The following is an 11,886-nucleotide window of genomic DNA, read 5'->3' as shown; positions in this document are numbered from 1 at the left end:
AGCTCCGGGTGTCAGGCCTCCAGCGGTACCAGGGGCGCGCCACGCGTCCCTGGTACCCAGCGGGGCAGGGCGTAGGGCAGAGCCCCGTACCAGAGGCGGGCGACCGTGAAGCCGAAGGCCAGGCACAGCATGCCGCCCACCGCGTCCAGCCAGAAGTGGTTGGCGGTGGAGACGATGACCAGCAGCGTGGCCGCCGGATAGAGCAGACCCAGGACGCGTACCCACGGCACCGAGGCCAGGGCGAAGATGGTCAGACCGCACCACAGGGACCAGCCGATGTGCATCGACGGCATCGCGGCGTACTGGTTCGACATGTGCTTGAGGTCCCCGGAGGCCATGGAACCCCACGTGTGGTGGACGACCACCGTGTCGACGAAGTCGCCGCCGTTCATCAGGCGGGGCGGGGCCAGCGGGAAGAAGTAGTAGCCGAGCAGGGCCACCGCAGTGGTGGCGAAGAGCGCGAGGCGCGCCGCCGCGTACCGGCCGGGGTGGCTGCGATAGAGCCACACCAGGACCCCGAGCGTCACGACGAAGTGCAGCGTCGCGTAGTAGTAGTTCATCCCGATGATCAGCCATGTCACCGAGTTCACGGCGTGGTTGACCGACTGCTCGACGGCGATCCCGAGGTGGTGCTCCATGCGCCACAGCCAGTCGGCGTTGCGCAGCGCCTCCTGCTTCTGCTCGGGCACGGCGTTGCGGATCAGTGAGTACGTCCAGTAACTCACGGCGATGAGCAGGATCTCGAACCAGAAGCGGGGGCGACGCGGGGTGCGCAGCCGGCGCAGGAACGCCTTCCCCGCGTTCTCCTCCGCGACGGGGCGTGGAGCGGCCCGGTCCTGGCCTTCCAGTGTCGTCACGGTCGTCTCACCCATAGGCGCAAAGTCTGCCAGAAAAGCGTTCCGCGACCGATCATCCCTTGGTCGGGTCCTGGCCGCACGTTCTACGACAGGAGGAGTCCTCCGCGCAACGTATGCGCTCCTCCTTAGGGACGATTCCGGTCCCCAGGGGCCGAAGCGGTCGAACCGCGCACCACCAGCTCCGGCATGAACACGAATTCACTGTGCGGTGCCGGAGTTCCGCCGATCTCCTCCAGCAACGTCCGCACGGCAGCCTGTCCCATGGCCGGGACCGGCTTGCGGATCGTCGTCAGGGGTGGGTCGGTGAAGGCGATCAGGGGGGAGTCGTCGAAGCCGACGACCGATATGTCCTTCGGCACCTCCAGACCCCGCTGGCGCGCCGCCCTTATCGCGCCGAGGGCCATCATGTCGCTCGCGCAGACCACCGCCGTGCACCCCCGGTCCATGAGGGCGGTGGCCGCGGCCTGGCCGCCCTCCAGGGTGTACAGCGAGTGCTGGACCAGTCGCTCCTCGATGTCGGCCGGGCTCAGCCCCAACTGCTCCTGCATCGTGCGCACGAAGCCCTCGATCTTCCGCTGCACGGGCACGAACCGCTTCGGACCCAGGGCGAGTCCGATGCTGGTGTGCCCGAGCGAGACGAGGTGCGTGACCGCGAGGGCCATCGCCGCGCGGTCGTCCGGGGAGATGAAGGGCGCCTGGACCTTCGGCGAGAAACCGTCGACCAGGACGAACGGGACGCCCTGGGCGCGCAGCTGCTCGTAGCGCTGCATGTCCGCCGAGGTGTCGGCGTGCAGACCGGAGACGAAGATGATGCCGGCGACGCCCCGGTCCACCAGCATCTCCGTCAGCTCGTCCTCGGTGGAGCCGCCCGGCGTCTGGGTGGCGAGGACCGGGGTGTAGCCCTGGCGGGTCAGGGCCTGGCCGATGACTTGCGCCAGGGCCGGAAATATGGGGTTCTCCAGCTCCGGGGTGATCAGGCCCACCAGGCCCTCGCTGCGCTGCCGCAACCGGACCGGGCGCTCGTAGCCCAGGACGTCGAGCGCGGCCAGGACGGACTGGCGGGTGGTCGCGGCGACGCCCGGCTTCCCGTTCAGGACGCGGCTGACAGTCGCCTCGCTGACCCCCGCCTGGGCTGCGATGTCGGCAAGCCGTGTGGTCACAGGATTGGACTGTACCGGTCGCATCTCAGACTGCCCACCAGACCGTTGAATCTGCGGGCAGTTCGGTCGTTTCGGTACCCGGCTCGACGTCCGCGCTGGCGAGCAGCAGGGTGCCCGGGGTGGGCAGCGAGAGCGGGGCCGCGGTGAGGTTCACCGTGCAGACGAACGAGCCCTCGGCGGTGTCCCGGCGGAAGGCGAGGACCCCGTCGGGCGTCGGCAGCCAGGTCACCTGGCGGCCCGCGCCGAGCGCCGGGTGCTCGCGGCGCACGGCGAGCGCGCTGCGGTAGAACTCCAGCGTCGAGGTGGGGTCGCCCTCCTGCGCCTCGACCGTGAGGTTCTTCCAGGAGGCCGGCTGCGGCAGCCAGCTCGGGCCGCCCTCGACCGGGCCGAAGCCGAACGGCGCGACCTCGCCGGACCACGGCAGCGGCACCCGGCAGCCGTCGCGGGTGCCGTCCTGGCCCGCGCTGCGGAAGAACGCCGGGTCCTGGCGGACCTCGTCGGGCAGGTCGACGACCTCGGGCAGCCCGAGCTCCTCGCCCTGGTAGAGGTACGCCGAGCCGGGCAGCGCCAGCATGAGCAGGGTCGCCGCCCGTGCCCGGCGCAGACCACGCGCCTCGTCCCCTTCCGCGAGACGCGTGGAGTGCCGGACCACGTCGTGGTTGGAGAGGACCCAGGTCGCGGGCGCGTGCACGGCGTTCATGGCGCCGAGCGAGCGGTCGATGACCTCGCGCAGGTCCGCCGCGTTCCAACCGGTGGTCAGATAGGAGAAGTTGAAGGCCTGGTGCAGCTCGTCCGGGCGCAGGTAGAGGGCGCTGCGCTCGACGGTCGGCGTCCATGCCTCGGCGACCGCGATGCGCTCACCCGCGTACTCCTCCAGGATGCGCCGCCAGCTGCGGTAGATCTCGTGCACGCCGTCCTGGTCGAAGTACGGCACGGCCTCGGTGCCCAGCAGCTTGACTTGCTCGTCGTGGCCGATGTCCGGCAGACCCGCCGCCTTGACGAGACCGTGGGCGACGTCGATGCGGAAGCCGTCGATGCCGAGGTCCAGCCAGAAGCGCAGGATGGAGCGGAACTCGTCGTGGACGGCCGGGTGGTCCCAGTTGAAGTCGGGCTGCTCCGGCGCGAACAGGTGCAGGTACCACTCGCCGTCCTCGACGCGGGTCCAGGCAGGCCCGCCGAAGATGGACTCCCAGTCGTTGGGGGGCAGTTCGCCGTCCTCCCCCTTGCCGGGACGGAAGTGGAAGCGCTCCCGGATCGGCGAACCCGGGCCCTCGCGCAGCGCCTGCTTGAACCACTCGTGATGGTCCGAGCAGTGGTTGGGCACCAGGTCGACGATCACCCGCAGCCCCAGCCCGTGCGCGTCCCGCACCAGGTCGTCGGCGTCCGTGAGGTTGCCGAACATCGGGTCCACCGCGCGGTAGTCGGCCACGTCGTAGCCCGCGTCCGCCTGCGGGGAGGCGTAGAAGGGGGACAGCCACACCGCGTCGACGCCGAGTTCCTTCAGGTACGGGAGCCGGGCCCGGACGCCCGGCAGGTCACCCATGCCGTCGCCGTTGCCGTCCGCGAAGCTGCGCGGATAGACCTGGTAGATGACCGCGTCGCGCCACCACTCCCGGCGCCCGGAGGCGGCGGAGGAGGCGTCGGTGGGGAGTGCGTCGGTGACGTGCTGGGTCATGGATTCCCTTAGGGGTGCGGGGGGAACGACGGAGGCGCTTGCTGAGTACGAGGGGGCCGCTAAGTGCGGGCGGGCCGTCAGGATTTCGTGCCTCCGGCCGTCAGACCGGAGACCAGGCTGCGCTGCACCAGCATGAAGACGAGGGCCGCCGGAAGGGTGATGATGATCGCCGTGGCCGAGGTCCACGCCCAGTCGGGCCGCTGGTCCTGCGCGAAGGTGCGGATGCCGACGGCGAGCGTGTAGTGGTCGGACTGCATGAACTGCGTGGCGTACGCGACCTCGCCCCAGGCGGTGAGGAAGCTGTAGAACGCGGTCACCGCGAGGCCCGGCTTGGCCAGCGGCACGATCAGCCGCCAGAACGTGCCGAACGGGGTGAGCCCGTCGACCCGGCCCGCCTCGTCTATCTCCTTGGGAATGGTGTCGAAGTACCCCTTCATCATCCAGGCGCAGAACGGCACCGCCGTCGTCGCGTACGCCAGGATCAGACCGAGGTAGTTGTCCAGCAGGTTCAGCTCGGACATAAGCAGGTAAAGCGGCACGATCAGCACGATACTGGGGAACATCTGCGTGACCAGGAAGGTCCACATCAGCTGCCTGCTGCCGGGGAACTTCATCCGGGACACGGCGTATCCGGCGGTCGCCGCGAGGAAGACGCCGAGCACGGTGGTGCCGCCCGCCACGACGACGGTGTTCAGGAACCACTTCGGCAGGTCCGTCTGGGACAGCACATCGCTGTAGTTGTGCAGGCTGAGGTGCGAGAACACCTCGCTCGGCTGCTGCCAGGCGTTCTTCGGGCCGAGCGAGATGAACAGGATCCACATCACCGGGAAGGCCGCGATCACCGTGGCGACGATCAGCGTGCCGTGCAGGGCGATCGAGGAGCCGAGGCTGCGTTCCTCGCGGCCGCGCACCTTGCGGGGGGTGGCCACGGCGGACCGGCCGGCGGGGGCGGTCGCGGAGGACTCGTGGGTTGCTGCGGTCATGGCGAGGGCTCCTTACGCCTGCTCGGACTTCAGGGTGCTGCGGCGGTAGAAGGTCGAGAAGGCCAGCAGGAGGGCGAGGATGATGATCCCGTACGTCGCCGCGCCCGCGTAGTCCGAGACGCCGGTGAACGCCTTGCGGAAGGCGAAGGTGACGAGGATGTCGGCGTCGCCGCTCGTGTTGTTGCCCAGCAGCAGGTAGATGATGTTGAACATGTTGAACGTCCAGATGCAGCCCAGCAGGATCACGGTGTTGGTCACCGGACGCAGGCCGGGCAAGGTGACGTTCACGAATCGCTGCCAGGGGGAGGCGCCGTCCATCTCGGCGGCCTCGTACAGCTCCTTGGGGATGGACTGCAGACCGCCCAGGATCGCGACCATGTTGAAGGGGACGCCGACCCACACGTTCACCATGATGACGGCGACCTTCTGGGCGAGCGGGGTGCCGAGCCAGTCCTGGGCCGGCAGGCCGAACGCGGTGATGATCTCGTTGAAGACGCCGTACTGGGAGTTGAGCATCAGCCGCCAGGCGAAGACGCCGATGAACGACGGAACCGCCCACGGCAGGATCAGCATCGCGCGGTAGAAGCCCCGGAAGCGGACCTTGCGGTTGAGGAGCACCGCGAGGCCCATGCCGAGGCCGACCATCACCCCCACGCCGACCACGGTCCAGATGATCGTCCACCACAGGCGCGGGTAGAAGTCGCTGTCCGCGCCCGACAGCACGTGCCAGTAGTTGTCGAGGCCCACGAACTTGTACGTGGCCGGGCGGTGGAAGGCGCCGATGGTGGACGCCACGTTCGACTCGTTGGCGTCGGTCAGCGACTGGTAGACGCCGTACCCGAGCGGATACAGGACGAGGACGGTGAGGACGATGGCGACCGGGGTCACCATGGCCCAGGCGTACCAGTACTTGTCCCAGGACCGCCGGAGCGCCGAAACGCGTGGGGGGCGCGCGGCGTTCTCGCCGGGCGCTGGCTGATCGGTCTTCTCGGTGCTCGCTGCGGTCGTCATCCTCATCGGCTCTTTCGCGGCGGAAATGCGGAGGTCTGGGGCGGGGGAGATCTGGTGCCCCGGGGTCTGGCGACCCCGGTGGCCCCGTGGCCCCGTGGACCCGGGGCTCGGTGGGCCCAGGCCCCGGAGTCCGGGGGGCCGTGGGTCCGGGGGCCGGTGGGTCCGTGGTTGTCCGGGGGTTGGTGGGTCCGTGGGCCTGGGGTCCGGGGTCCGGTGGATCCGAGGTCTGGGGGCTGGTGGGTCCTGGGTCCAGAGGTCCGTGGGCCGGGGTCTGGTGGTCTGGTGGATCAGGGGTCCAGGGGCGGGTGGACCCGGGATCCGGGGAGTGTGAGGGGCTGGGGGTCTGGTCAACCCGGGTCCAGGGGCCCGGGATCCGGTGGGCCCAGGCCCAGGCCCAGGCCCCGGAGTACGGGGGCCGTGGGTCCGGGGTTGTCCGGGGGCCGGTGGGCCCGGGATCCGGTGGGTCCGGGGTCCGGAGTCCGGGCCTGATGGATCCAGGGATCCGGCGGGCCCAAGGTCCAGAGTCCCGGGCCTGCGGATCCGGGATCCGGGACTCGGTCGACCGCGGGGCCAGGGCCCTGGGGGTCTGGTGGATCCGGGGTCCAGGGTCCGGTGGGTCCGGGATCCGGGACTCGGGGTCTGGTCAACCCCTGGGGCCCTGGTGGACCCGGGGTCCGGGGATCCGGGTCCGGGTCCTGGTGGGTCCGGGATCCGGGGTTCCGGGGCCTGGTGGGTCCGGGGGCCGGTGGGGCCGGTGGTCCTGAGGGAACCGGTGACCGCAGCCCCGGGGGAGCCCCATTCGGGGCGGCAGCGGGGAAAACGTTCCCCGGGGCTGCGCGTTCTTCGGTTACCGGTGGATCAGGGGTTGCCCGGTCAGCCGATGGTGTAGCCGGGCAGGAGCTTCTGGAACTCCTTGGCGGTGGCGTCGAGACCGGTCTTGACGTCCTCGCCGCCCTGGAGGATCTTCACGTAGTTCTGCGCGAGCGGCGTGAAGAGCGAGCCGACCTGCGGCAGCGCGACGCGCGGACGGGCGGTCTGCTCCAGGATCGGCTTGAAGCCGGCGATCTTGGCGTCCGCCGTGACCTCGGCCGTGTACGCCGACTTGCGGGTCGGCAGCGTGCCGGTGCCCTTGGCGATCTCGACCTGGCTGTCGGTCGAGGTCATGAACTGGGTGAAGAGGTACCCGGCGTCCAGGTTCTTGGAGCCCTGGTAGACCGCGAGGTTGTGACCGCCGGTCGGCGCCTGGGCCTTGCCACCGGGGCCGGCCGGGACGGGCGCGTAGCCGAGGTTGGTCTCCTTGCCCTTGAAGGCGCTGCCGCTCAGGTCCTCGCTGACCGACCAGGGACCCTGGACCAGCATGGCGACCTTGCCGGTCTTGAACGCCGTCTGCATGTTCTGGTAGGCGTTGGCGTAGTCGACCTTCATCGACGCCTCGTCCTGGATCTTCTTCGCCGTGGTGATCGCGGTGACGGCGTTGGCGTCGGAGATGGTGATCTTCTTGGCCGAGGTGTCGGCCATGTCCGCGTTGTTGCTGTAGAGCAGCGGGAGCAGGAAGTACGAGTCCGGGTTGAGGTAGGTGCCGTACGCCCCGGTCTTCTTCTTGATGGTCTTCGAGTCGGAGATGAACTCGTCCCAGGTGGTCGGCGGCTGCGCGATGCCGGCCTTCTTCAGGAGGTCCTTGTTGTAGAGGAGACCCAGGGTGTCGGTGACCGAGGGGACGCCGTACGTCTTGCCGTTGTACTTGGTGGTGTTCAGCGGGCCCGAGTTGAAGTCCGAGGTGTCCTTCAGCGCGATCGTGCCGTCGAGGGGGGCGATGTAACCGAGCGAGGCGTACTCGGCCATCAGGCCGACGTCGGTGCGGACGACGTCCGGGGCGCCCTTGCCACTCTTCGCCGCCGACTTGAACTTCTGCTCGACGTCGCTGAACGGGACGCTCTGGTAGTTCACCTTGATCTTCGGGTACTTGGCCTCGAACTTCTTGATGAGAGCCTTGTACGTCGGGGCTTCGGTCGCCGCGTCCGATGTGTCCCAGTACGTGATCGTCCCGGAAATGTCGCCTGCGGCCTTCGGCTTGCTCGACGAGTTGTCGTCGGAACCACCACAGGCGGTCGCGGTCAGCGCGATGACGGTCACCGCGGCGGCGATCGATATGCCACGTCGCATATGAACTCCTAGAAGAGGGTTTGCCCGGATCTTCCCTTGGGAGGACCGCGGGTGCCGTCTGTCCCATCGACGGCCGCCGGGCTGGGGAGGAAACTAACAGCGCTGCAAGTCCTTGCGAAAGACGTTGCAAGGAAATTTCCGCAAGATCCCGCAAGCGTGACGTTCCCGTTACCGCAAGGTGTCGCAAAGAGGTCGCAAAGAGGAAAGCGCCGTATCGGGTATGTCCGATACGGCGCTTTCGGTGCGGGCTCTCGTACGGCCTTCCGCACGGCTCGCGGAGGCCGGTCAGCAGCTGGTCTTGCCCGCGTAGAGCGCCAGCGCCGTGTTCGCGCCGAGGGTCGCCGTGAACTGCCCGGAGCCGTTCACCGTGACGCTGGTGTTGTTCTGGACATTGCAGTAAGTCCCCGACGCGAGGGATGTCTGATAGGTCCGGGTCAGCGAGCCCGACTCGTGGTTGATGGCCACGTACCCCTTGGCGCCGCGGCCGAAGGCGATCGCGTCGTTGCCGTCGTCCCACCAGTCGGTGACCGACTGGCCCCGGGTGGCGTTGCGGAAGGCGACCATCGACTTGATCTCCGGCCAGGCGTGCTGGCACTTCCAGCCGTCCTGCCAACAGGCGTTGACCGTGCCGCCGTTGGGCGGGCCGGCGTCCACGTCCGACCACTCGTAGCCGGAGTTGATGTCCGGGGCGCCGTACGGGTAGGCGAGCATGAAGACGTTCGCGAGGGTGTAGTTCGCCCCGTCCTTGTAGTTCAGCGTCGAACCGTTGCGCTCGGTGTCGTGGTTGTCGACGAAGACGCCCGCGACGGAACTGCTCATATAGCCCCAGCCCTCGCCGTAGTTCTTCAGGTAGGCGAGGTTCTCGTTGTTGAAGACGCGCTTGAGGTCGTAGGCGTACCGGAACTCCTGCACGTCGCCGTTGCCGGTGTACTCGGTCGGCTGGACCGCCTCCCCGGCGCCGTAGATGACCTCCTGCTTCCAGTACACCGACGGATTGGTCAGCCGCGACTTGATGTTGGCGAGGTCGGTCGCCGGGATGTGCTTGGCCGCGTCGATGCGGAAGCCGTCCACGCCGTACCCGAGCAGGCTGTTCATGTATCCGGCGATGGTCTTGCGGACGTACTCCTCGCCGGTGTCCAGGTCGGCGAGCCCGACGAGCTCGCAGTTCTGGACGTTGGCGCGATTGGTGTAGTCGCTGACCGTCGCCGTGCAGTCGTCCATGTCGTACGAGGAGTACAGGCCCGGGTAGTTGTACTTCGTGTAGGAAGAGCCGCCGGTGCCGGTGCCGGAACCCGCCGCCATGTGGTTGACGACCGTGTCCGCCACGACCTTCACGCCTGCCGCGTGACAGGTGTTGATCATGTTCTGGAAGGCGGTCGCGTCACCGAGCCGCCCCGCGATCCGGTAGCTCACGGGCTGGTACGAGGTCCACCACTGCGAGCCCTGTATGTGCTCGGCGGGTGGCGAGACCTGGACGTAGCCGTAACCGGCCGGCCCCAGCGTGTTGGTGCATTCCTTGGCGACCGAGTCGAACTTCCACTCGAACAGAACGGCGGTGACGTCCTTCGTGCCCGGCGGGGAAGCCGCCGCGACACCTGGGGGGAGGGCCACCGAGACCGCCAGGCCCGCCGCGAGGGCGAACGAGGCGGCAAGTGTTTTCCTGGCCATGTTTCCTGCCATGCGGGTGCTCCTGCACTTCGTCGTGCGGGTGGGGGAAACGGAAGCTATCCGTTGGTTCGGGTTTCAGCAAGATGTCGAAAGAACTTCCAACGCGTGTATTGACGCGACCACTTGGCCGCGCTCACTCTCGCATCGCGGTCAACTTGACTCCCCAGGACCCCAGTTGCCCGCGTTCCCGCACCTCCCTCCCCCGCAAGGAGTTGCCGTCATGCGCTGGATCAGATCACGGGCGTTACCCCTGGCCACAGCCGGACTGCTGGCCCTCGGCGGAGCCGCCGCGCTGCCCGCCCCGGCTGCCCACGCCGCCGTCTCCGACACCGGTATCCCCAACGGCGATGTGATCGCCAACCTGTGGGAGTGGAACTGGAAGTCGGTCGCCGCCGAGTGCACGAACGTGCTCGACCCGGCCGGCTACGGGGCGGTCCAGGTCGCCCCGCCCGCGGAGTCGCTGAAGCAGACGAACTACTACTGGTGGGACGTCTACCAGCCCTACGCCTACAACCTGAACAGCCGCTTCGGCACCGCGGCCCAGTTCAAGACCATGGTCGACACGTGTCACGCGGCCGGCATCAAGGTCTACACGGACGCCGTGATCAACCACACCGCCGCCCAGACGGGCACCGGTTACAACGGCACGGTCATCACCAACAAGTACGACACCCCCGACTACGACCCCGCCGACAGCGACGACTGCACGAAAACCATCTCCAACTGGTCCGACCGGTACGAGGTCCAGCACTGCGAACTGCTCGGCCTGCCCGACCTGGACACCGCCGAGAGCGGCGTCCGCACGAAGATCATCGGCTTCCTCAACCAGCAGATCGACCTGGGTGTCGACGGCTTCCGTGTCGACGCGGCCAAGCACATCGACGCCGCCGACCTGAGCGCCATCGTCGCAGGACTGCACACCACGACCTCCGGCACGGCGCCCTACATCACCCAGGAGATCTACCCCGGCACCCCGCCCGCGCAGGACGAGTACTACGGCACCGGTGACGTCCTCGACTTCACCTTCGCCGCGCAGATGAAGTCCCAGTTCCAGGGCGACATCGCCAACCTGTCCAGCTTCGGGAGCAGTTGGGGCCTGACGGCCGAGGCCAACTCCAACACCTTCGTCACCAACCACGACACCGAGCGCAACGGATACTCGCTCAGCTACAAGGACGGCGACACCGCGGTCCTCGCCAACGTCTTCCAGCTGGCCCGGGGCTACGGCCGCCCGTCCGTCTACTCCGGCTGGACCTTCAGCCAGAGCGACGAGGCCCCGCCGAACTCCGCCGGTTTCGTCACCGACACCACCTGCGCGAGCGGCTGGTACTGCCTCGACCGCAACACCGCGGTCTCCGGCATGATCGGCTGGCACAACGCGGCGAGCGGCTACGCGGTCGCCAACTGGCAGTCCCCGTCCTCGAACGTCATCGGCTTCGGCAGGGGTGGCGCGGGCTTCGTCGCCCTCAACAACAGCACCGGCGCCAGCACGTACACGTACACGACGGGCCTGGCCGACGGGACGTACCCGAACGTGATCGACGGTGGCGCGACCACCGTCACCGTCACGGGCGGCAAGGCCTCCCTGACCGTGCCCGCGAAGTCGGCGGTCGCCTTCTACGACCCGGACTACGTCTGCACGGTGAACTGCGGCGGAGACGGTGGGGGCGGAGGCGGCGGTGGTTCCACCAGCGTCACCGCGACCTTCGACGAGTACGCCTCCACCACCACCGGCACCGATGTGTACGTGGTCGGTTCGGTCGCCGCGCTGGGCAGCTGGAACACGGCGAACGCGGTGAAGCTGTCGTCGTCGGGCTACCCGATCTGGAAGGCCGACGTCTCCGTCCCGGCGAGCACGAGCATCGAGTACAAGTACATAAAGAAGGACTCGTCCGGAAACGTCACCTGGGAGTCCAACGCCAACCGGGCTCTCACGACGGGTACTTCGGCGGTCCAGGTCGACAACTCCTGGAACGTGGCCGACGCCGACGCCACGGACGTGACCTTCGGAGTCAACGCCACCACCGACTACGGCACCAACGTGTACGTCGTCGGTTCCCTCCCCTCCCTCGGCTCCTGGAACACCGCCGACGCGATCCCGCTGTCCTCGGCGTCGTACCCGTACTGGGGCCGACTGGTCATCGTGCCCAAGTCGACGTCGTTCGCGTACAAGTACATCAAGAAGGACTCCTCCGGAAACGTGACGTGGGAGTCCGGCGCCAACCGCGCCTACAGCACCGGCTCGGGAACGGGTTACAGCGTCAGCGACACCTGGCACTGAAAGTTCTTGCTCAGAGTTTCAAGACTCTTGCTGTAAAGCTTGCGTGGGCGATACCGTCGCGCCGGTCGCCCGGCATCGAGGCCGTGTC

Annotated in this window: 8 protein-coding genes; 1 reads left to right on the top strand and 7 read right to left on the bottom strand. The window is 68.2% G+C overall.

From position 1 onward, the window contains the following. Window positions 1-11: 11 nt before the first annotated feature. From ACZ7M2_RS02650 to ACZ7M2_RS02620, 7 genes are all read right to left on the bottom strand, one after another. The gene (locus ACZ7M2_RS02650) at window positions 12-872 is read right to left on the bottom strand and encodes a phosphatase PAP2 family protein (protein ID WP_266644620.1); all 861 of its coding nucleotides are present in this window, start codon (window positions 870-872) and stop codon (window positions 12-14) included. 110 nt (window positions 873-982) lie between these two features. Next, a complete protein-coding gene (locus ACZ7M2_RS02645; protein WP_352051959.1) occupies window positions 983-2,017 on the bottom strand; it encodes a LacI family DNA-binding transcriptional regulator in 1,035 nt (344 codons plus the stop codon). Between the two features lie 25 nt (window positions 2,018-2,042). Continuing rightward, window positions 2,043-3,692, bottom strand: a complete 1,650-nt coding sequence (locus ACZ7M2_RS02640; RefSeq protein ID WP_471593827.1) for a glycoside hydrolase family 13 protein — start codon at window positions 3,690-3,692, stop codon at window positions 2,043-2,045. A gap of 77 nt (window positions 3,693-3,769) precedes the next feature. Beyond that, window positions 3,770-4,675 carry a sugar ABC transporter permease gene (locus ACZ7M2_RS02635; RefSeq protein ID WP_352051957.1) on the bottom strand — a complete coding sequence of 302 codons (906 nt, stop codon included), beginning with the start codon at window positions 4,673-4,675 and terminating at the stop codon, window positions 3,770-3,772. Between the two features lie 12 nt (window positions 4,676-4,687). Continuing rightward, entirely contained in the window at window positions 4,688-5,686 is a 999-nt protein-coding gene (locus tag ACZ7M2_RS02630; protein ID WP_471593826.1) for a carbohydrate ABC transporter permease, read from the bottom strand. 873 nt (window positions 5,687-6,559) lie between these two features. Then, window positions 6,560-7,849: an extracellular solute-binding protein gene (locus ACZ7M2_RS02625; RefSeq protein ID WP_471593825.1), complete on the bottom strand. Its 1,290-nt coding sequence runs from the start codon at window positions 7,847-7,849 to the stop codon at window positions 6,560-6,562. 285 nt (window positions 7,850-8,134) lie between these two features. Next, window positions 8,135-9,517: an alpha-amylase gene (locus ACZ7M2_RS02620; RefSeq protein WP_471594504.1), complete on the bottom strand. Its 1,383-nt coding sequence runs from the start codon at window positions 9,515-9,517 to the stop codon at window positions 8,135-8,137. 220 nt (window positions 9,518-9,737) lie between these two features. On the opposite strand from ACZ7M2_RS02620, the gene ACZ7M2_RS02615 reads away from it, so the two are divergent. Continuing rightward, complete coding sequence (locus ACZ7M2_RS02615; protein ID WP_471593824.1) at window positions 9,738-11,798, top strand: carbohydrate-binding module family 20 domain-containing protein; 2,061 nt, start codon at window positions 9,738-9,740, stop codon at window positions 11,796-11,798. Window positions 11,799-11,886 lie beyond the last annotated feature (88 nt).

The sequence above is a fragment of the Streptomyces sp. NPDC111507 genome, assembly GCF_055638955.1.
This window is presented reverse-complemented; position numbering and strand designations above follow the sequence as displayed.

Bases quoted from the DNA above. Each gene is read 5' to 3' on its own strand.
- ACZ7M2_RS02650 (WP_266644620.1), bottom strand. From the start codon at position 872: ATGGGTGAGACGACCGTGACGACACTGGAAGGCCAGGACCGGGCCGCT.
- ACZ7M2_RS02640 (WP_471593827.1), bottom strand. From the start codon at position 3,692: ATGACCCAGCACGTCACCGACGCACTCCCCACCGACGCCTCCTCCGCC.
- ACZ7M2_RS02635 (WP_352051957.1), bottom strand. From the start codon at position 4,675: ATGACCGCAGCAACCCACGAGTCCTCCGCGACCGCCCCCGCCGGCCGG.
- ACZ7M2_RS02630 (WP_471593826.1), bottom strand. From the start codon at position 5,686: ATGACGACCGCAGCGAGCACCGAGAAGACCGATCAGCCAGCGCCCGGC.
- ACZ7M2_RS02625 (WP_471593825.1), bottom strand. From the start codon at position 7,849: ATGCGACGTGGCATATCGATCGCCGCCGCGGTGACCGTCATCGCGCTG.
- ACZ7M2_RS02620 (WP_471594504.1), bottom strand. From the start codon at position 9,517: ATGGCCAGGAAAACACTTGCCGCCTCGTTCGCCCTCGCGGCGGGCCTG.
- ACZ7M2_RS02615 (WP_471593824.1), top strand. From the start codon at position 9,738: ATGCGCTGGATCAGATCACGGGCGTTACCCCTGGCCACAGCCGGACTG.